At 34.2% G+C, this 25,524-nt stretch carries 21 protein-coding genes, 3 pseudogenes and 1 riboswitch; of the genes and pseudogenes, 10 read left to right on the forward strand and 14 right to left on the reverse strand.

All coding sequences use genetic code 11. The features are described 5' to 3' along the window. Window positions 1-170: 170 nt before the first annotated feature. Entirely contained in the window at window positions 171-1,580 is a 1,410-nt protein-coding gene (locus tag AB1284_RS13140) for an MDR family MFS transporter (RefSeq protein ID WP_429748823.1), read from the reverse strand. On the opposite strand from AB1284_RS13140, the gene AB1284_RS13145 reads away from it, so the two are divergent. Then, on the forward strand, window positions 1,492-1,710 hold the full coding sequence (locus AB1284_RS13145) for a hypothetical protein (protein WP_429754451.1): 219 nt from the start codon (window positions 1,492-1,494) through the stop codon (window positions 1,708-1,710). The genes AB1284_RS13140 and AB1284_RS13145 overlap by 89 nt on opposite strands. A gap of 25 nt (window positions 1,711-1,735) precedes the next feature. On the opposite strand, the gene AB1284_RS13150 is transcribed toward AB1284_RS13145, so the two are convergent. After that, window positions 1,736-2,203 (reverse strand): MarR family transcriptional regulator, encoded by a 468-nt coding sequence (locus AB1284_RS13150; protein ID WP_429748821.1) that lies wholly within the window; start codon window positions 2,201-2,203, stop codon window positions 1,736-1,738. 831 nt (window positions 2,204-3,034) lie between these two features. Beyond that, window positions 3,035-3,133, forward strand: a riboswitch (purine riboswitch). An 83-nt stretch (window positions 3,134-3,216) separates the two neighbouring features. Between AB1284_RS13150 and guaC the strand changes: the two genes are divergently transcribed. Beyond that, window positions 3,217-4,191, forward strand: a complete 975-nt coding sequence (gene guaC, locus AB1284_RS13155) for a GMP reductase (protein ID WP_429748819.1) — start codon at window positions 3,217-3,219, stop codon at window positions 4,189-4,191. Between the two features lie 872 nt (window positions 4,192-5,063). Here the strand turns inward: guaC and AB1284_RS13160 are convergent. Then, the gene (locus AB1284_RS13160; RefSeq protein ID WP_429748817.1) at window positions 5,064-6,260 is read right to left on the reverse strand and encodes an MFS transporter; all 1,197 of its coding nucleotides are present in this window, start codon (window positions 6,258-6,260) and stop codon (window positions 5,064-5,066) included. A gap of 77 nt (window positions 6,261-6,337) precedes the next feature. Next, window positions 6,338-6,625: an ArsR/SmtB family transcription factor gene (locus AB1284_RS13165; RefSeq protein ID WP_429748815.1), complete on the reverse strand. Its 288-nt coding sequence runs from the start codon at window positions 6,623-6,625 to the stop codon at window positions 6,338-6,340. Between the two features lie 187 nt (window positions 6,626-6,812). On the opposite strand from AB1284_RS13165, the pseudogene AB1284_RS13170 reads away from it, so the two are divergent. The 5 genes and pseudogenes from AB1284_RS13170 to AB1284_RS13190 all read left to right on the forward strand — a co-directional run bounded on the left by AB1284_RS13170 (window position 6,813) and on the right by AB1284_RS13190 (window position 11,367). Further along, window positions 6,813-8,242 (forward strand): annotated as a pseudogene (locus AB1284_RS13170) (IS4 family transposase). Between the two features lie 690 nt (window positions 8,243-8,932). After that, a complete protein-coding gene (locus AB1284_RS13175) occupies window positions 8,933-9,373 on the forward strand; it encodes a MarR family winged helix-turn-helix transcriptional regulator (RefSeq protein ID WP_429748813.1) in 441 nt (146 codons plus the stop codon). A 157-nt stretch (window positions 9,374-9,530) separates the two neighbouring features. Further along, window positions 9,531-10,355 (forward strand): class I SAM-dependent methyltransferase, encoded by an 825-nt coding sequence (locus tag AB1284_RS13180; protein WP_429748811.1) that lies wholly within the window; start codon window positions 9,531-9,533, stop codon window positions 10,353-10,355. Window positions 10,356-10,532: 177 nt separating this feature from the next. Next, window positions 10,533-10,775 carry a hypothetical protein gene (locus tag AB1284_RS13185; protein WP_429748810.1) on the forward strand — a complete coding sequence of 81 codons (243 nt, stop codon included), beginning with the start codon at window positions 10,533-10,535 and terminating at the stop codon, window positions 10,773-10,775. A 64-nt stretch (window positions 10,776-10,839) separates the two neighbouring features. Next, window positions 10,840-11,367: an HXXEE domain-containing protein gene (locus AB1284_RS13190; RefSeq protein WP_429748808.1), complete on the forward strand. Its 528-nt coding sequence runs from the start codon at window positions 10,840-10,842 to the stop codon at window positions 11,365-11,367. A gap of 45 nt (window positions 11,368-11,412) precedes the next feature. Here the strand turns inward: AB1284_RS13190 and AB1284_RS13195 are convergent, their stop codons facing one another. Further along, window positions 11,413-12,186 carry a Cof-type HAD-IIB family hydrolase gene (locus tag AB1284_RS13195; RefSeq protein ID WP_429748806.1) on the reverse strand — a complete coding sequence of 258 codons (774 nt, stop codon included), beginning with the start codon at window positions 12,184-12,186 and terminating at the stop codon, window positions 11,413-11,415. Window positions 12,187-12,490: 304 nt separating this feature from the next. Further along, window positions 12,491-13,582 carry a DUF3626 domain-containing protein gene (locus AB1284_RS13200; RefSeq protein WP_429748804.1) on the reverse strand — a complete coding sequence of 364 codons (1,092 nt, stop codon included), beginning with the start codon at window positions 13,580-13,582 and terminating at the stop codon, window positions 12,491-12,493. Between the two features lie 683 nt (window positions 13,583-14,265). Between AB1284_RS13200 and AB1284_RS13205 the strand changes: the two genes are divergently transcribed. Then, entirely contained in the window at window positions 14,266-15,600 is a 1,335-nt protein-coding gene (locus tag AB1284_RS13205) for an MFS transporter (protein ID WP_429748802.1), read from the forward strand. A 991-nt stretch (window positions 15,601-16,591) separates the two neighbouring features. Here AB1284_RS13205 and AB1284_RS13210 read toward each other — a convergent pair. From AB1284_RS13210 to AB1284_RS13230, 5 genes and pseudogenes are all read right to left on the reverse strand, one after another. Beyond that, window positions 16,592-16,762 carry a hypothetical protein gene (locus AB1284_RS13210; RefSeq protein WP_429748801.1) on the reverse strand — a complete coding sequence of 57 codons (171 nt, stop codon included), beginning with the start codon at window positions 16,760-16,762 and terminating at the stop codon, window positions 16,592-16,594. Window positions 16,763-17,291: 529 nt separating this feature from the next. Next, the gene (locus tag AB1284_RS13215) at window positions 17,292-17,927 is read right to left on the reverse strand and encodes a 2OG-Fe(II) oxygenase (RefSeq protein WP_429748799.1); all 636 of its coding nucleotides are present in this window, start codon (window positions 17,925-17,927) and stop codon (window positions 17,292-17,294) included. Window positions 17,928-18,148: 221 nt separating this feature from the next. Further along, window positions 18,149-18,432, reverse strand: a pseudogene (locus AB1284_RS13220) (Rpn family recombination-promoting nuclease/putative transposase); the annotation flags it as partial. Window positions 18,433-18,503: 71 nt separating this feature from the next. Next, window positions 18,504-19,480 (reverse strand): annotated as a pseudogene (locus AB1284_RS13225) (alpha/beta hydrolase). 51 nt (window positions 19,481-19,531) lie between these two features. Further along, window positions 19,532-20,377, reverse strand: a complete 846-nt coding sequence (locus tag AB1284_RS13230) for a LysR family transcriptional regulator (RefSeq protein WP_429748797.1) — start codon at window positions 20,375-20,377, stop codon at window positions 19,532-19,534. Window positions 20,378-20,488: 111 nt separating this feature from the next. On the opposite strand from AB1284_RS13230, the gene AB1284_RS13235 reads away from it, so the two are divergent. Beyond that, the gene (locus AB1284_RS13235; RefSeq protein ID WP_429748795.1) at window positions 20,489-21,736 is read left to right on the forward strand and encodes an MFS transporter; all 1,248 of its coding nucleotides are present in this window, start codon (window positions 20,489-20,491) and stop codon (window positions 21,734-21,736) included. 358 nt (window positions 21,737-22,094) lie between these two features. On the opposite strand, the gene AB1284_RS13240 is transcribed toward AB1284_RS13235, so the two are convergent. Beyond that, window positions 22,095-22,418: a hypothetical protein gene (locus tag AB1284_RS13240; protein ID WP_429748794.1), complete on the reverse strand. Its 324-nt coding sequence runs from the start codon at window positions 22,416-22,418 to the stop codon at window positions 22,095-22,097. A gap of 373 nt (window positions 22,419-22,791) precedes the next feature. Here AB1284_RS13240 and AB1284_RS13245 point away from each other — a divergent pair, with 373 nt between their 5' ends. After that, a complete protein-coding gene (locus tag AB1284_RS13245; protein WP_429748792.1) occupies window positions 22,792-22,956 on the forward strand; it encodes a hypothetical protein in 165 nt (54 codons plus the stop codon). A 334-nt stretch (window positions 22,957-23,290) separates the two neighbouring features. On the opposite strand, the gene AB1284_RS13250 is transcribed toward AB1284_RS13245, so the two are convergent. Both AB1284_RS13250 and AB1284_RS13255 read right to left on the reverse strand, forming a co-directional pair. Then, entirely contained in the window at window positions 23,291-23,638 is a 348-nt protein-coding gene (locus AB1284_RS13250) for a VOC family protein (protein WP_429748791.1), read from the reverse strand. A gap of 982 nt (window positions 23,639-24,620) precedes the next feature. Next, a complete protein-coding gene (locus tag AB1284_RS13255; protein WP_429748789.1) occupies window positions 24,621-25,067 on the reverse strand; it encodes a GNAT family N-acetyltransferase in 447 nt (148 codons plus the stop codon). Window positions 25,068-25,524: the final 457 nt, after the last annotated feature.

The raw sequence follows: 25,524 nt of genomic DNA on the forward strand, positions 1-25,524 counted from the left end.
TAAAAAACAAAAAATTTCCGTTTGGGGGATACTTTAAAATCTTAGCTTGATGAGCATGGGGTAGCGTCAGGAAAATGCAGATTTACAACGTTAAGGAAATTTCAATATTAAAAAGCCTGATTGCTGAACTAATCTTGAACGTTATCTCTAAGTTCTAAAACCCTTCATTATTATGCTTTCTTTATATGCGTGAGGAATAGACTTGGGATGAAGATTACCGCAAGAACGATAGTGGAAACTAAGAATCCAGCATGATAACCTTTTAAACCATTGGCAATCGTTGGTTGCAATCCTTGTATGACTGTTGCGACAACGGTGGCGATAACAGCTGAACCAAAGCTTGAACCAAGATTTTCAATAATATTAATACCGACACCTGCTTCTGGAAGTTGTTTGCTGTCAAGTCCTGTATAAGCGTCACTCGTCAACGGAAGCATAATTCCTCCAAAACTGGTACCACGGATAAACAATACGATGGAAATCCAAACCATACTTGTTTTATCAGTGATAAAGATAAGCGGAATAGATCCGATAAGCGAAAGAACAAGACTGACCATAACCACGTATTTCGCACCGATCTTGTCAATCATTTTTCCGATTATTGGTCGAGTAACGAGCATCCCAACTCCTTGAGGAATTAACGCAAGAGCTGCTTCGATAGCCGTGAAATGACGGAAGTTCTGAAAGAACAATGGAAGTATTAACATGGGTCCCATGACGGCAATATTCGCTAAGAACAAACCGATGCTAGATGCCAAGAAGCTCTTGTGTGCAAACAAATTCATCGGAAGCACAGTTTGATTCTTTCTAATTCGATTATATACAAGGTAAATTACTGCTAAAACAAGGCCAATGCCGACCCATAGGATTGTTTCGCTATTGTTAAATGATGTATGGTCTGCTGCTTTCGTAATTCCGTAAATCAATGCCGCACTCATTAAGGATAAATCGATAATTCCAAAAACATCAAGTTTACTATCTTTGTTGAATGGTTCAAAGTCTGGAATAGTTTTCATCATAAGTGGCGTGGCAATCAAGACAATGAACACGTTTATGAAGAAAATCCAATGCCATGATGCACTGTGAACGACGCCCCCCCCGATTACAGGTCCTAAGATTGGACCCAAGATCATAGGTGTACTGACGATTGCCATTACTTTCCCTAAATTTTCTGGGCCGGCTGTTTTAACCAAGAGGGTTGACATAAGCGGGGTAATAATCCCTGCGCTAAATCCTTGAATCAAACGGAAAAAGATGAAGCTGGAAATGTTCCAACTAATTCCGACGCAAACGGAAATCACACCAAAGGCAATGACTGCGCCGATAAAAATTTTCTTCCCGTTAAATTGGTTCATTAGCCAGCCGGATACCGGAACAGCAATTGCTAGTGCTAAAACATAACCTGTAATAGACCATTGAATTGTATCCAATGTCGTGTTGAAATCTTTATTTAGTTGGTCGATGACGATATTCACCATAGTGGAGTCCAGCATGGGAGCAATTGCTCCAAGTGCAATAGCCCAGGCAGCCGTTAGAATTTCTTTTGGTATTCCTGGTTCCTTTATTTTATCTTTTGACATATTATTCTCCCCTCAGAAGTTATCTCTTGTTTCCTTGTCAACAAAAAATAACACCATTTTATTTCCTTGTCAACAAAATACTAACAATAAAAAAGGCAGCCCGTTCACCATAGAGTTAGGTTGCCTTTAGTTTCATTGTTCAATTTTCTTCTCATTCAATTAATAGTTATACCTTGTTTCTTTATTTCTTCATCTAAATGCTTACTATACTTTTCCACGAAGTTAAGCATACTGTCAAATTGTTTCTCGGTTACTTTTTCAAATATAACTTTGTCCCGTTCTTGAAATTCTTTGTGAAGTTCCTCATGAATGTCATAAATTATTTTTCCTTGCTCAGTAAGCCGGAAATAGATTTCCTTCTTGTTATCCGGCTTTTGGTAGCTTTCGATAAGGCCTTTTTTTATAAGCTTCTTAGTTAATTTACTTATGGCACCTCTAGTCATATAAAGGGCCTTCGCAAGTTTTGTCACATTGGTATCTCTATTTTTTTCAATAGATTCGATACAATGTACTTCAGAAGGCATATACCCCTTAAGCCTGTCTTCCATCTTAAACTTATTTAGCCAAACCATCTTGTCAAATAAGTCTCTTACATTCATTATGAACTGTTCCTCTTTGGTCATGGCATGTCCTCCCACTCGTGGTACTTAAATAATAATATACCGAATTTTATTTCCTGTTCAACAATGTTAAAGATTTATTCAAATATAGGGTTTCTTTGCCCATCCCCCGAAAAAGGGTAATAAGACAGAAAATACCAATTAAAACCTATCAGCGTAACAAAAAGGTAGAAGATTTATATTGTGACAAATTATTTTTGAGACAGTCTTTAGTTACATCTAAATTCAATACAATCTAGTTTAGAATTTAAAAAGAAAAAATGTAACATAAACGTTCATTTTAGTTACAATCCTTAGCGTACAAAAATCAGAGTTTTCACTTCCAAAAAATGTATTATTGTAGGTTTTATGTCATTGGTTGGCGGGACTCCTTTTTGATTAAAGAATTTTAAATAGATTTTTTTATAAAAAGGAATGTTTATTCAAAAGGAAATTGTCCTCATTTGGAGATTTATCAAGAATTTTTGTATATTTTTTGGAAAATGAATAAACATAATCTTAAACAGAGGAAATGACATGAAAACACTAAAAATTTCGATATGTTTATTGATACTATTTTTCACCTTATATCTTGTCGAAGAGGCTTAGCCCACGCCTCACGAAAAGGGAGCATCCTGGAGTTGTAATCAACTTACGCATTCTTAAATAGCAACAATGTATACGAAAACATCCTAAAATAAAAAATGATTTAATAAATTGATTGAATATTCTATTATTTTAATAAAAACCATTTTTTTTATGATAATGTTCAAATTCCTTTTTAATTCCGGCGAAAATATGAATAATAAACGTTTGCATATAACAAACGTTCGTGTATAATCAATTTTGTAATTAACTAAATTATTTAACATCATTCGTATATTCTTAGAAATATGGTCTAAGAGTTTCTACTAGGTGCCAAAAAACCTAACTACGAATGGGTGGAAATACCCTACCCATTTGTAGTTAGGTTTTTTTGTTACTTTAAGATTTTGACGAAAATTACTATTAAAATTATTCTTTTAGGAGTGTATATCATGGAAAATGTATTTGATTATGAAGATATTCAGCTAATCCCTACTAAATGTTTAGTTAACAGCCGTTCTGAGTGTGATACTACTGTAACTCTAGGAGGTCGTCAATTTAAACTTCCTGTTGTGCCAGCCAATATGCAAACAATCATTAATGAAAAGATAGCCCTTTATCTTGCTGAAAATAATTATTTTTATATAATGCACCGCTTTGAGCCAGAAAAACGAATGTCATTTGTAGAGAATATGCAGGCAAAAGGATTCTACGCTTCAATTAGTGTTGGAGTAAAAGAAGAAGAATATCAATTCATTGAAGAGCTTGCAAAGGCAGAGCTTACCCCTGAATTCATAACGATTGACATTGCACATGGTCATTCAAATGCTGTCATTAATATGATTCAGCATATTAAAAAACACCTACCTGAGAGCTTTGTCATTGCTGGTAATGTTGGTACTCCTGAAGCTGTGCGAGAACTTGAGAATGCCGGTGCTGATGCGACAAAAGTTGGGATTGGTCCTGGTAAAGTATGTATCACAAAAATTAAAACGGGATTTGGGACTGGAGGCTGGCAGTTAGCAGCACTTCGTTGGTGTGCAAAAGCAGCAAGTAAACCGATTATTGCTGATGGAGGAATACGAACACACGGCGATATAGCCAAATCAATCCGTTTCGGTGCATCGATGGTCATGATCGGCTCCCTATTTGCCGGGCATGAAGAATCACCAGGAGAAACCATTGAAAAAGACGGAAAGTTTGTTAAAGAATATTTTGGCTCTGCTTCTGAATATCAAAAAGGTGAAAAGAAGAACGTAGAAGGTAAGAAAATATACGTTGAGCATAAAGGTTCCTTACAAGATACGTTAACTGAAATGGAACAAGATCTTCAATCTTCTATTTCATATGCTGGTGGAACCACTTTAGACTCCATTCGTCACGTAGATTACGTTATTGTCAAAAACTCTATTTTTAATGGGGATTGAGTATATTAAAGCCTTATTCAAATAAACATTCTAAAAACAAGTATTTTAATTTAATGGAGAGAATTAGATAGACAAGCACTACAGCATACTTAATCCGCAGTGATTAAATATGCTGTTTTCATTTTTATTAGAAGTTTCATCGTGATACTTACATACTCCCCAGGTGGCTCATGATGTCATTTAGGGGTAGCACCCCACATCCATCAACTTAAGAAATTGGCTGTTACCCAAAACGAAAAAATGAATTTAATTTTCATAAATAACTATCAAGAGATAAAAATTTCGTTTTGGGGGTACTTCAAAATGTTAGCTTGATAGCCATGGGGTCCCGCCAACATAACGCGAATTTCGTACGCTAAGGAATTTTATATTTAAAAAACTTGTTTTTTCCGTACGTTAAGAAGGTTCCATAAACGGTATTAGATGTTTGGTATGATACTTTGTTTTTGGTAATGAGTTTTGGAACTGGATTTTAAACATATTTCAGTCAGTTTTGATAGATATAAATAAAGTTCCTTAAACGACCGTTTTCGGTTCTTATTACGAAATCCTTGTTATATCAAGGGTTATAGCCTTAGCGTACAGAATCCGCGAAATGATGGTGCTACCCCATGCCCATCAACCTAAGGTTTTAATATCCCCCCTAAATGAAAATTTTCTTTCTCTACAGGCAGTTACTCTGAGAAGTCAGCTCATTTTTCGTTTTGGAGGCATTTATTTTTCTTAAGCTGATGGATATGTATGGTGACCCCTAATAGCTGAGAATTAATTTTATTATTGTCTCAAGTTTTTTGTAATCTGTATACGAAAGCCCCCAACTTTTTGAACTAAGTCCGGGGGCTTTCGGGTTTTTATAAGTAATATGTATCTAATTATGCATTACTCTTTACGGTTTTTACATTTTGTGGTTTCTCATTTGAATTACTTAAAATTCCACTCACTTTGAAAGTGAAGGCAGACAGAAGAAACATAATGGTTGTAAATATGCTAATAGCCTGAAACCCATTATAATATGCGTATAAAAATCCTCCAAGAGATGCTCCTATAGTGGTACCGGCATACATGGCTGTATTAGATAGTGCTGCTATTGTTCCTCTAGCAGTAGTAGATAGTGATTGTAACAGGCTCATAATTAATGGGAAAATTAAGCCTCCTAAGAAGAACATCAAAAAGAAATTTATTTGAACTATGGTAATGCTTGTAGAATATGGTAAAAAGACATAGAAAGCAGCTAATAGAATAATTCCATAAAATAAAGAATGTGATTGCCCAAGCTTTTTAATAATAATATTCCCCCAGAAACTACCGATAGTGTTTCCTAATCCTAAGATTAGCATAGCAACACCAACTTGTGTCACATTTAACTGAAAGTCGTCAGATAACCATGTACCAAAGAATGAGAAGGCCGCAAAGTTACCTGTCTGAAATAAGAAATAAGCAAAAAATACTTTTGCCGCTTTAGGTTCTGAAAATAATAATTTATAACGATTCAAAATAGATTGTTGATTAGTTGTGCTAGCGTTTGGTTGAATACTAGGCAAAGTGAATCCAATAGCAAAGATAAGAATTAAAGCACATCCTGAAATTGTAAAAAATGGAATAGACCAGTTATATGATGCCAAATATCCACCTATTGGCAATCCTAACATTTGTGAAACTGATAAGCCTGCTGTAGCAACTCCCATACTTTTAATAATTTTTTGTGGTGGCACTAACATAGGAATAGACGCCCATACTTGAGGTGTAACAAATGCTGCACTGACTCCAGCAATAAAGCGAAATATTACCATTTCCCCAAAATTAGGAGTTAATCCACATAAAAATGTAGATACAGAGAAAGCAATCATCCCATAAATCATTACTTTTTTGCGATTTAATCCATCAGATATTGGTCCTGCTATAAGTGCGAAAATAGCATAGCCCAAAGCATAGGAACTTACCATCCAACCTGAAATATCTGTTGAAACATGATATTGTTCTCTAAGCGTAGGAAGTAAAGGAGAAATTATAAAAGTATCAGTTCCAATAACAAACATGATAGAAAAAAATAAAGTTAACACTTTTTTCATAATAAAGAAACACCTTTTTCTTATAGTTTTACAACTTTAGAACTATCGAATATAAATTGAAATTTAGAGACTCTTCTTTAAAGAGTCTCTAAAAAACCTGGAAGATAAGTTTTAAAAACTTCTAAGTTAAGCTTAACATACTTTGTTCGAGCGTCTTTTCTCACAAGCGTTAATCCTGCTTCACGTAAAGTCTTAAAATGATATGAAGCAGTAGTTTTATTTATATCGCACCTTTCACCTACCTCTCCACAACTTAGTTCCTTATGGCTATGATAAAGCGCACGAACAATTTTAATCCTAGATTCATCAGCGAGTGCTTTAAAAATTTGACTTCTAATTTCATCATCTTTTAGTTTGATAATCATGAAACTATCGTACAATTTTCAAATTAAGAAAGCAAGAATTTTTTGGAAAAAGTTAATTCTTGTAAAAATAATACAAAATTTATAATAGGTGTCCTGCCGCATGCCCATCAAGCCAATCTAATGATGTGCCCCTAATCCATAAATACGCTATCCTTTTAGTAAAATTATTGAGAAGGGTGGCGTTTTTATGGATATTTCACTAACAGAAGAGTTACAACTCTTCGCTCAGGAATTACACTACCATTTATCCCCTCAAATCCTTCAGAGACTCGCAAAAGATGTAGGATTTGTCCGTCGGACAAGTAAATATAACGGGAAAAGTCTTGTGTCGCTATGTGTATGGTTGAGTGACAAAGTGGCAAGCAAACCTCTAAATCAACTATGTAGTGATTAGAGGCTGGAACAGGTGTACTCATCAGTCCACAAGGATTGAATGAGTGGTTTAACCTTGCTGCTGTTCAACTCTTACATGACATTCTCACCGAGCTAATGCAAAAAAAGATTGCCACAGAGCCTGCTATTTCTAGTATTCATACAGAGCATTTCCATCGGATTCGTGTGTTAGATTCTACAGTGTTTCAACTACCCGATGCGTTTGCAGATAAATATGGAGGAGCTGGTGGAAGTGCTCATACTGCGGGTGTGAAAATTCAATTTGAATGTGATCTGTTAAGCGGAGATGTACTTCATTTACATGTGGGAGAAGGAAAAGAAAATGACCAAGTATACGGTTCAAAGTGTATCGATTCTATAGAAAAAGGTGATGTCCGTATAGGAGACCTTGGTTATTTTTCAATAGAGGATTTTTGGAAGATTGATGGAAAGAAAGCATACTTTCTTTCTAGATTAAAGCTTAACACACGAGTTTATTATAAAAACCCAAACCCAGAGACGTTCCGGAACGGGGCAATTAAAAAACAATCAGAGTATATCCAGATAGATGTAGAGCAGTTTCTGGATACATTACAGCCAGGGGAAACAAGAGAATTATCAGAAGTCTATATCGGTATGTGTGAGAAACTGCCTGTTCGGGTCATTCTGTATAGACTGACGGAACAACAACTGCGTAACCGTGAGAAAGATATGGCGAAGAAAGAGAAGAAAAAAGGCATTACTTATAAAGAAAGAAGTAAACGCTTAAGTGCTATTAATCTATACTGTACAAATATTCCAGCGGAATATTTAGCAACAGAAATGATTCACGATTTTTATTCCCTCCGCTGGCAAATAGAAATTCTGTTTAAAACGTGGAAATCCCTCTTTGCCATTCATATGTGTAAAGAAGTGAAGCTGGAGCGTTTAGAGTGCCATATTTATGGGCAGCTCATACGTATTCTTATTTGTTCTTCCACTATGTTTCAAATGCGGGAGTTGCTCCTACGAAGAAAGAAAAAGGAGCTGAGCGAATATAAGGCGGTGTATATGATAAAAGACTATCTTCTTCTCTTACACAAAGCCATACAGCAAGATGCCGAGCATCTCACAAAGGTACTCCTTCGACTCTATTCACTTCTAGACAAGAACGGTCGAAAGTCTCACAGGTATGAAAAGAAAACGGTCTTTGACATTTTTGGAATTGTGTACGAACGAAACGAGAAGATGAAACAAGTTGCATAATTTTTAAAAAGCACCAGAACTGGGGCTTTTTTGGTATGCTTATTTTTAGGAGGAATCAGGAATCTTATCTAAACATGAGCTTTTTAATTGTTGAATTATCCCCCAGTGGGTATAAAAGCCATTCTTAGGTTGATGGGCATGTGAATGTACCCCTAATATAAGACTAAACAAAAAATGAGAGCATGTATAACAACTCTCTCATCTGAAAACAAATTCTATTCAGCTGTCTTGTTACGAAACTTTCGTATATCTTTCATGATAAAAAGGACAGATAGGAAAACAACAGTATCACAGAGAAGCATAAAAAACATATTAAACATCGAGTTCCCTCTTGTTGATGCTATGGCACCTCCCAATCCAAAAAAGAGAAGCAAAGAGTTTGACGGATATAGATAATTCCTACGTATGATAACAAATACAACACTAAATATGACTAATATATATGTAACGTATTTCAACACTTCTACCAGCACTTCCATTACTTACTCACCCCACCCCATTCCTTTATATTCCATTTTATCATGTAATAAACAGAAAAAGTATATTGTATTCATGTGGAATTAACATAACAACTCACTACATTACCCCCCTCGTTTTGTAAACAATCATTTACAATAAACAGAAGAAAACGTTTATTTTACCGAAAAATAGTAATATAATATTTACTAAATTGATGAAGGGAGAAAAATGATGGAGGATAAAGATTTAGTAAACGAATACTTGAATCTGTTGATAAATATGTTTGGAACTTTCAAATTATTATCCGAAAAATCAGCAGCATTTACACATATAGAACAACATATAGTTGAGTATGTTTCCCAGCAAGGTAAACCTGTAAATTTGAAAACAATTGCTCAAAATTTAAATATACCGAAGCAACAACTTAGTGTTACAGTGCGTAACCTGGAGAAAGATGGCTATATAACAAAGAAACAAGATGATTCAGATAAACGAGCAATTTTAATTTCGCTAACGAAAAGAGCAGAAGATGTACAACATGAACGATGGAAACAAATATATAACAATTTCACGGATAATCTCGAAAAACTATCTGATGAAGATCGACGTGACTTGTTGTACGGGTTGCATAAAACAAATAAAATGCTAGCAAAAATGGTCGAGGATAATTAATCATGAAGTAAAGAGAACGTGTCTCGATTAATGGAATCGAACACAAAATCCCTTACGTAAGAATAGGCTGAATTTATTTTCACAAATAACACTATTATTGATTTATCTTCTAGTACAACAGGAGTTCTGATACAGCAGTTTGAAACGGAGGATTTTTATGGTAAAAATGATAGATTTACAATCGGTTCAAGGTACTATGCTCATTCCCCTTTGGGGACGTGCCAATGGCAGCGAGCAGAATCCAGACATTTTGGATGACAAGGAAGCTATTAACATTATCAAAGGATGTGATTTTGATTTTGCCGATATAGCCAAAACTTTTGGTGAATACGGCGGGATAACCTACATCGTTCGTGCTCGTAAAATTGATGACACAATCCGCAGATTCATCACTAAGTATCCTCGTGCTACCATTGTAAACATCGGCTCTGGGTTAGATACCACATTTTCAAGAATCGACAACGGGACGATCAATTGGTATAATCTCGATTTGCCCGATGCAATAGCTTTTCGTAAAACACTAATAGCAGATTCACCGAGAAATGTCAGCATTGCCAAATCTTTTTTTGATATTTCATGGTTTGATGACATTAAGTTTAATAAGGATGATGGAATACTCTTCGTCTCAGCAGGAGTTTTTTATTACTTTCAGGAAAGTCAACTTAAAGAAATGTTTTCCGCCATGGCACAGCGCTTTCCTGGCGGCGAATTGTATTTCGACGCGGAATCAAAATTTGCGCTTGGACTTTCAAACCGCACAGTTAAAAAGTCTGGCAACAAAGGCGCCATGATGTACTTTTACGTCAACAATCCAAAATCTATGGAAAAATGGTCACCAAAAATAAAGGTATTAAGCTGTGAATCGTTCTTTAAAGGAATACCTACAAAAAAACAATGGGAAAGCAGCACACGCGTAATGGTACGAATTGTTGATTTGATAAAGATGCTAAAATTCGTCCATCTACGCTTTGAGGACAGATGAAAGTAACCCCGGAGACCTAATAAGATTACAAGGTATGAAAAATGCCAGTATAATTGACGGAATATTGATAATGGAAACAATGAAAAAACATGGCAAAGAGTTAAATATCTTTTAGGGATATCGATTTGTCTAATTGAATATATATTATGGAATCATTCATCAAAAAGGGGATATATGATGACAATATCAAAACTGATTCAAACCTTGTCATTATTAAGTGCTGTAGCTGTTCTTGTTGTCTCTATTTATGGTTTTATTACTGAATCAATCAGCTCCAATATTTTAATGATTCTACTATTTGTAATGACCGTACTTCAAGCAGTGAGAGCTTATCAAATAAAACAAAAAGCTACATTTATGCTTACCTTTTGGGTGGCTATATTTATACTCCTTGTATTAGGAAAAATATACTTCTTATGATACAAAAATGAAGCCTTTACTAAAGGCTTCATTTTTATTAAGTTAGAATTTTAGGGGGATGACAATGAATGAGATACAAGTGATGGTATGGCTTTTTCCAATACTTTTTATTTTTCACGATTTTGAAGAAATAATTTTCATACAACCATGGATAAGGAAAAACAGAGGCTATTTATGTGAAAGATTTCCTACGTTATCAAAAAGGTTATTACCCCATTTTGATAATATTACAACATCATCTTTCGCCCTTGGAGTGGCAGAAGAATTTATTTTAATTAGTATAATCACAATTTTTTCCTATGTAATGAATTGGTATAGCTTATGGCTAGGTTTGTTTATTTCATTTACTTTACACTTAGTAATACATTGCTTTCAAACATTGATCATACGAAGATATGTCCCTGCTATTATTACAAGCATTATTTGTTTACCTATCTGTATGTACATCATTAAGCATATAGTACAGTTATTCCCATTAGATACTATTGTCTTGTATTCAATTTTAGGCTTTATAATCATGGTGGTCAATTTAGGTATCATTCACAAAGTGATGGATATATTCAACAAATGGTTAGCACAATATGAACAGTAAAACATCACTCCAAACATAAATGAAATATCAGTTCTTTATGAACCCTTAAATAATCCCATACTTTCTTAGAGCAAAGTCGATTCCATCTTCACCTGACTTTTTCGTGATAAAATCTGCAACTGCTTTTAATTGTTCATTGCCATTTCCCATAGCAATTCCAAGTCCTACTAATTCCAACATGTCTATATCATTTCCTCCATCCCCAAACGCAATAGCCTCTGATTGATCAATATCAAAATACTGTAAGACACTTTTGATGGCTAAAGATTTAGATACTTCTTCTTGCAATACATTTAAGACAAAGGGATGCCATCTGCTAAACGTTAAATGCGGGAACTTGTGAATGTATTTCTCTACCGTTTCATCAGCAGCATACAAACACATCAAATAGACCTCTTGATTATGAATATGTTTATTTATAGTTGGATAAGCATTCAATGACAACGTTTCATTCAATGCTGCTAGTATTTCTTTATCTTCTACACCGTTCATACTGAAATCTTCCGTAAAGAATGACAGTCCATTATTCTCGATATATGCAAATTCAGCCACTTCTCGAATGATATTTTTATCCATTGGTACTTTATGAAGAACTTCTTGCTTGTGCTTCACATAAGCTCCGTTTGCTGTGATGAACGTATCTACTCCTAATTTTCTTATTTCATCGCACATGGATAACGGTCTTCCTGTTGCTGCAACCACTCTTAACCCTTTATTTTTCAGTGCTTTTATAGCTTCTTTCGTACTATTTGAGATACTACCATTTTCATGGTGTGTAAGAGTTCCATCAACATCAAAAAATACAATTCTATAATCCATAAGATAGCTCCTTTAAAAATCAATAAATAAGTCAAAAGGTATGTACACAAAAAAACAAAAATATTCAGAAAAAATATTCACTTAAATAATATAAGCGTAAATATTTTAATTAGCAACATTTCTAAAGATAAGAAAAACATGACTCATTGTGAAATAAAATCAACGTCTGATTTTCTAACAGACACAAATTTCATTCTAAATTTTTATTGTTTCGCTCTGTTAAAGATTATTGTTAATATTTCACAAAAAAGAAAAGAACCAATTTTTTGGTCCTTTTGTATGTCTTCTTGAACTTACGCACCCTTTAGTTCAATTTCCGATTCGGCTTTCCATATCTCACTAAAACGTGCCATAATAATTTTAATTCCTGAAGCACCTCCTCATAAGTTCCGCGATCGCTCCAAGATACTGGATTGCGCTTCAAGTCCATTACAGCAGATCCAATTATGTTCGCATCAATAAAATCATTTCGTGCAATGCGTCTTGCCAAGGAAGGCATTGTTGGACCTCTAAAATCCGCAGGCACCTCTTCTACCATAAGTACAAAGCCCATGTGCCAATTAAGATTAATAGAATACTTAAGGCATATTTGTTCTAAAGTTCTCCCTACTTGAGTGTCCTTGAATGAAGGATCTGCAACAAGTACTTCCACATCTTCTTTAAGCGAAATATCCCCATGAACCTGGGCTTCAATATAGTGGTTAAGATTGCGGTTTGCCTCTTTGTTTGCTAGGTCCGTAAACGGCCTTTCTAAATTAACCAATAAATGATTGATTAATCTTGCTGGCGTCAGATTTCTTTCACCAATTGCAAAATCTCTTAAGAACGCCTCTTCCAAGAGAGCAGCCAAAATGATGTCAAACTCTTCATAAGTCCCCTTTTCTTTTGGGTCTTGATGCGAATCCAAATACGTGTATGTAGAACGATGAGAAACCTCAGGGGATAATAGAAAATAGCATGATCCAAAACGTGGAGCAGGCCCATCTGGATGTAACATCAAATTTAGTGCCCCATATTTAGGCCGTTGGTTATTGGTTGTGCCCTCCAGTTGATATGCTCCTCCAAAAATCCTTTTCTCCCAGAGGTCTCGTTCACCACCAGGGTAGGCGGAGACGCTGCCATTAGATAAAAATGTTTCAAACTGACTCTTATATATTCCCTGCTCAAGCAGTGCTTCAGCAACGCTTTTCATAGTCGAATCTGGTCTATCTGGATGAAAATGTAGACCAATCTTTGCGTGAGACTTTAAATTAGCAACAGCATTCTCAAAAATTTTATCCGAGATATTAGACATTTTAAGTATGTGATTAATTGTTGCTTTAGCCTCATGTTTATAGTTCCTTGCATACTTTGTAATATGCTCTAAAGCCAATAGTTGAGACTTTGATAATTCCATAAATAGATCTCCCCTTTCAATAAATTCCCTTAGTATAATTTGTTCTCCTTATATTTCAAATGAAGTTTGATTCACAATCTATTCCCCAAGCCATAGATTTAAAAGTACTTAGCTAAATTTCAATATGAGATTGAACGAATCCTTCTGAAAAGTATTTCGACTTATTCTTTACGGAAAGCATTTCAAGTGTTTATGAATGGAAAAATATGAATTATTATTCATGTGGGTACACCAACATGGTGTGATATTCACAGTGCTGGTAATATCTTCAGCAAACATCTGTATATTGACTTTTATGCATAACTTAACTATGATTAAATATCAAGAAGACAGTATTTTCTAAAAATTCTATATTTTATAGTTAAGGAGGTGAAATAACGAGGAAATAATGTAACGAACATCTAAATCTTGTGTTACATTTTCAATTTTCTAGCTTACTTAGAAAGCGGGGAGAAAAGATTGAATTTCTTATAGGTTCAACACTTTGTGGAATATCACAAATCATAACCACATTACTTCACTTTTGGGATGAACCATTCAAAATGTAAAAGAAGTTATTATTTTTGAATTACATAAAGAATGTTTCATTTTATCAATTGTTATTTTACTTACTTGTTTCGTTTCAATGTAAATAAATCTACTATAGCTGCGCTAATATATCCATGAAAATAAGGGGGCACATGATGAAGAATAACTATAGATATTTTATCATTTTAATGATTGTTCTCATGACTGTTATTAATTATATAGATAGAGGTGCTCTTTCATATGCACAATCTGCAATTATAAAAGAATTCCACTTAAATCCTGTAAGTTGGGGGGCAATTCTTGGCTACTTTGGATATGGATACATTTTTGGTGCCTTATTTGGCGGAGCACTTGCAGATAAAAAGGGACCGAAATTTATGTGGATTCTTGCTGGTGCCAGCTGGTCAATATTTGAATTAGGAACAATATTTGCTGGGCAAGTAGGCGCTGCGCTATTTGGCGGTTCAGCATTAGCTGGTTTCGCTGTGTTTCGCGTATTATTTGGTTTTGCGGAAGGTCCTACATTCTCAACGATGAATCGAACAATGGCTAACTGGGTTTCGCCAAAGGAAAAAGGCTTCACTGTAGCACTTGGATTAATCGGAACACCAGTAGGTGCTCTCGTTACTGCACCAATTGTTGTTGGTCTTCTCTCTGTTACCAACTGGAAGATCACGTTCATTATTTTAGGTATAGTAGGATTGCTATGGACAATCGTATGGTCTAAAGTCTTTACGGATTTGCCTGAAAATCATCCAAAAGTTTCAGAAACAGAGCTGCAAGAAATTCGAAATACAGATAGCTTACTTGCTGGTGAAAGTCAATTCGAAAACAATCACCAAATACATACACCTTGGTACCATTTTTTCAAAAACCCTACCTTAGTCATGAATGCCATTGGGTATTTTGCGTTTTTATATGTAAATATTTTACTATTGACCTGGACTCCTAAATATTTGCAAGATGAATTTGGATTTTCATTAGCCTCGCTTGGTTATTTAGGAATGATTCCATGGATTGGTGCTATTTTCACAGGATTATTAGGTGGGAAAATTTCAGATAAAATACGTGAAAAAACGGGTAATCTGCGTCTTGCAAGATCTTGGTTTACAGTTACTTCTTTATTTTGTACAGCTATCTGTTTTATGCTCATTCCGACTGTTAAGAGTCCTGCAATGGTACTCACCTTAATGTGCATAGGGAATGCATTCAATTACTTACCGAACTCAATTTACTGGACAGTTGTATTAGATACTGAACCAAATAAGGCGGGCACATTTGGCGGCGTAACTCATTTCATTGCAAATCTCGCTACGATCATTGCTCCAACTTTAACAGGAAGCCTTGTTGTCAAATATGGATATCAAGCAATGTTTATTGCTGCTGCAATTGCAGTCATAATAGGCATGATAGCCATGATTTTTGTGAAACCAGGGAAACAAAACTCTTCATTAAGAGATTCTAAAGTTGTCCATAGTCAAAAAGCATAATGTGAATTGTTTTGATATCTCAATAACCCAAAGACAAAATTGCAATATCGACATATAAAATCGCAATCCATCTAAAGATATCTGATTACTACAAGCACGACGATTACAAATGATTTGCAATTAAGAAAAAGGAAGATGACTCTCGTCATCTTCCTTTTTAGGTAAAAATAAATTTTTATATAAAATATTGAAAAGAAGATAATATGAATTTATGAAATATCAAAAAATCATTATTCTTTCTAAGTACCACTACAACTGTTGTGTTTTCTTTCCTATCTGGAATTGATATTCGAATTGTAGGTTCTTATCGTTATTTTAGCTTTCCGTCCCAATGGTTAGGATATTACAGGGAAAACAATTCAGTTTTGAAGTGTTAGGTTTATTGCTAAATTTTGTCGCATACCGCATTCGTGATCAGCAAGGGAGGGACATCCTTATACCTAATCTTATGTACCAATTTCACCCCATGCGGATAAAATCCTTTTGTATTCCGCAACAGTGTCGAAATAGAGGAAGTAAATGAGCCTCACATATCTATCTAGTTGCCTGGATGCAGATGCGCATTGATCATGATCGAAAGTAGAAGTTTATGTCAATGAAGATCTATCTTTCATCTACGCTTGTTTATTCCCTCTTGAAATTCACTTTCAATTTTCCTGTTGATTCTTTGTACAAATATCGCTAACAATAAACCAACACTGAAGGAACCCATAGCCACTGAAAGTAGAGAGAATTCGACAATCCACTTCCTTATCAAAAAATAAATCCCCACTACAAGATAGATACAGATTGTAAATTTGAGAAACGGAATCTTATACAAGAAGTATTGCAGAAAAAAACCGACTGGTATTGCAAACATGAACAAGAATACCGCATAAATACTTAAAATAAATAGGATATCTATGTATCTCCACCTCCAAAAGGAAACAGTAATCTCCTCGCAAAGAGCTACTATCCAATTTTGTCCTACAAACTGTATTTACTGTAATTTTTAAAAGAAAAGTAACGTGACCATTAACGCTATACCTATACATACATAAAAATCTTGTTTCCATGTACTCTTTGCAAACAAACTCCACTTTCTCCCGCCAAGAAAACTCAGTATTCTGGCAATCCGAAACATAAATACAACTAAACTGCAAAACATGATTGCTTTGCCCATGTTTACTTATCTCCTTTTTCGTTCCATTTTACCATATATAAGGAAATGAAATGTGGAATAATTTGTTTTTATTCATGTAGCGCATGAATCTGATGCTGGATCTCCTTCCGTACCACAAGTAGATTGGAAAGGAAATCATTCAATTTCAAAAACTAGAACCCCAATATCCCCCGCTTTTTCTGAAAAAATTCAAACAAATTAACATCGAATATTAAATATTATTTCCCCTGGAATATATTCCGAAAACCCTATTTTGAAAACACGGCCGCCAAGGAATATCGGCCGTGTTTTTTTGTAAAATCATAACCTTTTTTATCAGAAGTCAACATATCTGGAATTCAATATAAAACCCCTTCATTTTAAAATTGAAGGAGTTTTATAAACCACTAAATATCTATTTCATAGGGGTTACTATTTCTTCCTTGTTTATTACTTCAATAAAAATAGGAGGAAATTAGAACGAACCTATTAATCTGACATATAATTCATATTATTTCTTACCATAAAAAACTCGTAATTGAGTGGTATCTTAATACAAAGGTCTTCTTCTTATCCATTGCGTCGCAACCCATTTTTCACCTTTGCTAACAGGTGAACTGCCATGTAAAGTGAGCTTGTTTAATGATGCATCCTGATAAAAATATTCGAAATATACCGCCATTCCTTTTTTCGGAGATACAGAAAGGTTGAGTTTTGGAAAGAAAGTCTCTCCGCCTTCTTCTACATCATTTAAGTACATAACAAGGGTACTAATACGATTGTTATTTGCTGCCGCACTGTTTTCTGCAAAAAAATCATAATGCGCTTTATATTCTTGGCCAACTGTATACTTTAAAATATGTAACCCCTCTCCATGTTCAACAGGAACATTCATGATTGAAGCGATTCGTCTTTCGATTCTAGTAACGGCCTCATTTTCTTCTAAAAACGTACCACTACTCGTCCGAATATCATTTATTTTGCGCGAAACACCAATTTTAGAACGTTTCATTTTATTTTTAGACATTTCAATTAACGTTTCACATTCTTCATCACTTAGTACATTTGCTAACACGACAATAAGAGGCTCTTCTAATCTTGAAATAATTTGGATTCCTCTATCCTCTGTTACAATTGTGTTTCCAATGTGGTTAAAAATCGTTAGTTCCTTATTTTCCGCTGTCATGTTCCCATCTCCCTTAAAAATGATTGGATATTATGAATATATCATATTTTTCCCTCTATTCACCTTATTCTGATAATAATAACGAGAGCTTTTCCGTTGTATGTTTTAACACAGGAAAAAATCTCGACTTAAACGGGAGCCGAAATTCATATTCTTTTCTGTTTCTTGCATTGTGTTAAGGAGAGATGGTTAATGAAGCAGAAGAACCGTACTGGTAAACATGCTTCATAAGCTGTTCGGAAAGAAGAATCATGGCCCATATTTCCCCATTTATTGATTGCCTTTTGCAAAATTGGATCTTGATTCATCACAATCTCCTCCAATGTTTGAGTTGAATATTCATCTTCATAGGCTGGTAACAGTAACATCATCGAACAAATACATTTTCCTACGGGTTTACTTTTTCTTCACGCCACTATTTGATTAATTTCGGTATCTCTACAAAATGAAATACAATATCGCCACTTAATACTTGTTGCGATTTTATATTCCACAATTGTCCGATACATTTTAGGATTAGTGAAAGATAGAATGGTTGCAATCATCCATAATAAAAATACAAGTACTATCATACTTTCACCCCATTATTCGGATTCGAATAAAATCGATAGCATCTTGGGCAATTTTCTTACGATTAACTACAATTCCTGAATGACCACAATTATATACATACCGTCTAGGTCTTCCCCACGATTCCCATAAATGGCTTGTATCTTCAATATGAACGTATTGGTCATGTTTTGCTGAAATGAGTAAAATATTATCTTTATTCATCATAGGAATAGCTTGACTAGGATCTACTATCTTCCAATATTCAACTAAATCTTTATAAGTGACTCCATTATCTTGTAAATCAGCTTTGATGTATTTACCAGGATTCGTCTTCCATATTGAATAAGAAAGACGGTTCGCATAAAATACGGAAACTAACACATCAATTTCTGATTCAACAAGAGCCGTTAAATTAGTAATAAATCCTCCTAAGCTAACACCAATTAAAACCACAGGCCCTTTTTTATTTTTCTTAATCCATTGTATCAATCCCCTTAAATCGGCTACGGCCTGTTGGGTTGATTGTACTGTTCGCTCAATATTGGCACTAATCATGTATTCTCCACTATATAGTGAACACTCCGGTTTTCGTTCAAAATGATATGGCAGCGTATAATAATACATATTCCATCCCAGGTCAATCATTTGATTATGAAATATGTTTTTGACACGTTTACTGGAATCCATTCGCCACCCGTGAACCAAAATAACATTAGTTGCATCTTCATTTCCAGCTAAAAACGCTTCTCCTGGTACAATATCATTGCATGAATACCCTGTGACTTAACATTACTATTATATAAAAATTTAACGATTTTATAATTTTGTTCATTCGAACCTTCAATACTGAATTGAATATCTACAGCTCCTGTCTTATAAAAAGTTCGAACATCTTCTCCACCCAAATTTGCTTTTGGAAAAGAAGAGAATTGGTATTCATTACTTCTTTTTTTATGCAAATCATATAAGGTAAATTGATCTATTATTTTTGAGAAAAACAAAAATTCTTCCTCCAATTCTATAATTAATCATGAAATATCGTAACTAGCAATTTAGTTTATCATCTCAACAAATCTCTGTAGGGCAGCTGAAAAAAGTACATCTGTTCTCATAATAAAATAAGTTGGTACTTTGGAATATTTCTGAGGTAGAGAAGTCAAAATTAAAGACTGCTCATGGTCTTTTAAAATTGATTTAACCATGACAGCTATTCCCATTCCAGCCTTCACACAACCGATGATTGCTTCGATCGTACCGAATTCTAATACACGCTTGGGATAAATACCTTCCTCTTTTAACCACTTTTCTATCATGCTACGATAATGGCAGCCATCACCAAAGGCTAACAAAGCAACTTTATTCAGCTCTTGGATATCACCTAAAGGCTGGTGGCTAATAATAATTAATTCTTCCTCACAAAACAGAATAGAAGTTAAATCTGGATGATGAACATCTTCGACAATGAATGCTCCTTCAAGTTTACGTTCGAGTACAAGTTGAGTTAACTCGGTGCTTGTATGAGTCTCCAATACTAATTCAACATCAGGATAATTTTCATAATAGTTTTTCAGAAGAGGTGGTAAGCGGACTGCAGCTGTAGAGTTGGTAGATCCAATCTTCAGCGTACCAAGAGGTGTAGAATGATTACTTTGTACTAATCTTATTGATTGTTCAGTTAGATCTAAAATCTTCCTAGCATATGTTAACAAGATCTCGCCATTGGAATTTAAAATTACTCCCTTTCCATTACGGTAAAATAACGGGACTCCTAATTCATCTTCTAACTGTTTAATTTTCATAGTCACATTTGATTGAACATATCCTAGTGATTTTGCTGCTTTCGACATGCTTCCTTCTTCGGCTACTTTTTTAAATATAGTTAAATCTTTAATATCCACATAACTCACCTCCCAAGATATCAATTTTTTTGATGTTTTTTATCTTTATTATTTATTTTACATGATATCTTCATATTCATACAATAAAAGAGAAAAGGAGGTAATGATAAAATGCTAAAGCAAAAAACAAGAAATGATTTCACTAGCTCATACAGATGGATGATCCTATTAATTGCAACTATTTCACAAACATTCGCTACGTTTGTTACGTACGGAATTGGTCCTTTAGCTTCTTTCTGGCAGCAAGTACATCACCTATCTCAGTTTCAAACAGGATTGCTTGTATCAGTTGTAAACATCGGACCTATCTTTTCTATGTTGTTCTTCGGAAACTTAATGGATCGACATGGAGAAAGATGGATTGTAGGAGTAGGGTCTGTCTTACTTGGAGTGAGTATGTTGTTTGCCTATCAAGCTGCCAATTATACATATCTAGTTGTTATTTTACTATTTGCAGGAATCTGGTATGGAACGGCACAACCTGGAGGGAGTAAAGCTATTATAAAGTGGTTTCCTCCTGAGCGTAGAGGACTTGCAATGGGGATTCGTCAAACTGGAATTCCGATTGGAGGCGCTTTGGCTTCTAGTACGCTTCCTTTCTTTTTTTATAAATATGGACTCCCTTCTGTAATCCTTATGCAAGCAATTGTAGCTATTAGTGGAGGCTTATTGTTCATCCTATTTTATCGCGAGCAGCGTTCTTCTACTCAAAAGGCTGAAACATTTTCCTTCTTAGCAAAGTTAAAGAAGATACAAGGAAACTATTCTCTCTACCCTATCTTTCTAATTGGAATAACAATGATATCCTTACAAATGGTGCTTGTTGCACATCTAATGAGTTATCTTACTAATGAAGTTCAAACAAATTTCTATCATGCTGGGACGTTATTAAGTGTTGTTTTGCTAGGTGGAATGATTGGAAGAATACTTTTAGCATGGGCTAGTGATCATGTATGTAAAGGAAATCGTATAATTCCATTACAGATAACTATTGGTATCACTGTCTTATTACTCCTTTGTACCAGCTATGTCATGTCTTATATGACTTTTTGGTTACTCGTAATCTTATGCTTCTTTCTTGGTTTCTTTGCTATCGGATGGTTTAGTTTATTTATCATATTGGTGTCAGAAAAATCAGATCCGCAATTTATTGGCTTAACTATAAGTTTTGCTTTAACATTAAATCAATTCGCTATTGTGCTTGCACCTGCGTTGTTTGGCATACTGGTTGATTATCTACACAGCTATAGTGCTCCGTTCAGTATCCTAGCTCTTTTCATTGCCTTAAGTGGAATATGGTTAACAATTATCGAGTATCGCAACAAACAATTACCTATTCAATTCACTGATCGAATCTAAAATAATGCTTGCTCAACAATTCCCCTAGAGAACGTATATCTAGGAGAATTATCCTTCTATACTCATTCGCAAAGGTTCTAATACAAAGATAAAATAAAAGAGAATAACGTGTATATACTCTTTACGGAATTGCACCCAAACTCGAAAATTGCTTCAAAAAATAAAAGTCCTCGAAGAACAAAATGCCATTTGATGACGCTCTTGTATCAAACATACAAAAACACGGCCGACAAGTAAAAACGGCCGTGTTTTTGTACAATCATAGCTTATCCTTTGCAATTTTGATAATATCGGAAGTCACTAATTTATAGAATTCCTGTCATCCCCATAAAAGAATAGATAATCAAACCTATTTCCGTTAATCCATTTCCTTTTTCAACAAAAATACCCATACCTTTAGTGCTAGCTTAAAAAACCAATAAAACACAAAAAAGTTGAAGAAAAACCCCAATGGATTAAACCCAAATTCCCATCTACCAAAATAAATAAAGTTTTCTGCAGGTATACCGAAGTGAAGAAAATCCCCATCATTTTGTCCTATTGTAGGAATAAAGGCAAAAACAATAGCAAAAATCAGACTTATAAAATACAACTTCTTTTTAGTTGAATCCATTTTTCTGTGGCTTAACACATGAAAAGTTATTGAGAATACTATCCCTAAAAAGAAAAGTATTACCCCCATTTGACAACTCCTCACTATATGTTTTTAATTCAATAATTTAATACTGTCAGGACCAATATCAAATGTTAGCCGAAGTTGTTACTTGGGTAATTTTCTTCGTTTTTTTCTTGGTTTGTATATTGCATCAAAATGTGAATCTAAGCATTCCTTTATCAATAGTCAATCTATTTAGAAACCTAGAAAAGTCAATGTTTTTAAAAATTAATGCTAATACTGATTAAGTTTATTCTAGAAAGTCCCTAGCCAAAAGTGGATGTTTAATCACTTTGTATGAATGATAATTTTGGTGAGAAGCTTTACTTTATCGCTTATGGATAAAGAATTATCTTCGTGTTTAACTAGATTTTAAGTGAGTACAAGAAAAGGAAAAATAATGAGTTTATGCTCTTTTCTCATCGGTCTTTCTGTGCCTTTGTCAGTCATAATCATTAGATTAATTGATAAATATGTTTACGATATGCCTATGTTATTAGAAGGATTATTAGCAGAAGCCTTGCACATTCCATCCTTGCTATCCCAGTCTTTAATAAAAAAATAAGTAAATCTATGCAGCTTGTATGCTGTATTTGTTCCTTTTTCCTTATAATTACTGTATTCTTCATCTTCGGATTGTAAAATCGGTAGTTACAATTTCGTTATAAAATAAAACATAAATAAAAGCTCAGTTGACAAGTAAAATCAGCTGAGCTTTTTGTATATTCAAAGCCTATCCTAGACGATTTTGTTTCTATGATTAGCTCCAAAAATTTAAATTATCCGAAAAAAAAGTTTCATTGATACATTTACTTTTGAATCTCCTCCTGTACCACAACCGGTAACTAACTCTGTGTCCAGAGCCCCCGTTAGCTCAATAGCAAATAAATTACAACTCGTTATTTCTCCCAAAGCTCAATCAGTCGACCTTCAGGATCTTCAATCCAAATAAACTTTCCAAATTCACTAATCTCTTTTTTCTTTGCAAGAGGTACACCAATATGTTCAAGATGCTTAATAGTCTCGTTTAGATTATGTACTTGGAAATTTAACATCACTTGTTGTTCTGTTGGAAAATAACTGTCATTCTCGGTAAAGAAAGAAAAGATAGTCTCATTTCCTAATTGGGGTTTTATCACAGTCCCATTCCAATTTTCTATTTCAATCTTCAGCACTTCACTGTACCATTTTTTTACAACTTCAAGATTCTTAGTTCTCCAAAATATTCCTCCGAAACCTTTTATCATGGTATCTAACTCCTGTCTATCATCAAATTTTTAGCTATCCGATTACATTGTATTTTAATAAATTGCTAAACGCCTTATCCATCCTTACAATTCTCCGAATATTTGTTCCTATATTAATTATATAAGGGGAACGGTGAGGTTTCAATTATCAACCTTTACCTTTAACACAGCCTTAATAAAAAGTCCCCGTTATAAAACGGATTTTTATGTAAAAAATCGTTTAGCGTACAAAATTTGCGTTTTGTTAGCGGCACCCCATGCCCATTAAGCTAGGATTTTGAGACAGCCCCATAACGAAAATTTTACCTTTTTACAGTTATTTATGAGAATTCGGCTCATTTTTCTCCTTTTGGGGAACAATCAATTTCTTAAGTTGATGGCGATGACCTTTCCAATTAGTTATGTCGCCACACTTTTAAATCGTTCAATCCAATGACTTAAATGAGCGCGATAACCGTTCACAAATATTCAGAGGTTTTAGTAACAGTTCTTTTTGTAAAGTAACACTTATTTTTGTCATTTCATTTTTTATAGGAAATAAAAAAACTTGGCTGAATAAATCCAGCCAAGTTTTTTTGTCCTTTACATTTCAATTTAATGAAAATGCAAAGCTTGAGTTACCTATTCACAATCACTGAAATTCATTTGTTATCGAATGAATAATTGTATAGATACACTAATAATTGTCGCTTTTCAACTAGTGTCGAGTGACAATTATTAAGTATACTCGCAATGCATACAAAGTGCATAAATCTGTTTTGGATTTTATGCACAGTAACAATAATTAAGTATTTTTGATTTACATAAAATGCAAATCAAAAATACATGTGTGACAATTATTAAGTATACTAATTCCACTTCAAAAAATGAGTATGTATATTTATTGTATAATAAAACACATCTGGTACGAGGGTAGTAAAATTATTTATTCATTTATGTATTTTATAACTTCCAGAATATAGTAATATTTTCGCTCCAATTGTTAAATAATATTCACTTTTCGCAAACGCTTTACAAACCTATAACCAGTTACTTCGTAACCAAGGAATTTATATAGTTCGTGTGCTTTTACCCTTCTTTCACTTTTTCCACTTAGAAGATAAATAAAATCAGATCCTCTTTTCAAAGACCATTCTTCTACATATTTCATTAACGCTTTCGCAATGCCTTGACCGCGATATTCTTTCTTTGTAACTAGCGATGTTATTTGAATCTTTTCATCGTTGTTTGTGTACGTTGTATGAATTGTTATTCCTATCATCCCTACTAAGTTATTATTATTTATTGCAACAAAAGTGTAATAATTTGGATTGGATTCGATACGTTCCATTCTTACTTTCATTTCATCTAATGAACTAGGATAACCTAAATCTGGCATTAAATCTGTAAATTGTTTGATGTCATCCGAATTATATTTTCTTATCTCCACTAAGGACCCCTCCACATTTTTTGTTGGTGCTGCCTCTATTACTTCATCCCACTGATGTTAGCCACCTTGCCCTTTTATGGGTGCGAGTGTCAAGATATCTTCTGTGATGTTAACCCTCCTCCATTTTTATAATATTCTAATATATCACTTAATACCATCCCGTTTTTTTGTTCTGTTTCATAGAACATTTATTCCATCGAAAGGGGGATTTTGTTTATTCTTTCAGGCAAAAAGGCCGATGAAGTCATTAAAAGGCTTATAAGAACCATACAAACGCTGTGGTAAATGAGGACATATTTTTAAGTCTTTCTCTTATAAAAACTATAATATTATATAAAAGTTATTGTTTTAATCAATGATATCCTCGTTTTTCTGTTACTTAATAAAATTAACTAAAAGCAGGGATTTTTTCATTAGGCAGCTGATCATCATTTCCTTTAAGCACCACCAACACCAT

It is taken from the genome of Bacillus sp. S2(2024), from assembly GCF_050474045.1.
GTDB classification, from domain to species: domain Bacteria; phylum Bacillota; class Bacilli; order Bacillales; family Bacillaceae_G; genus Bacillus_A; species Bacillus_A yunxiaonensis.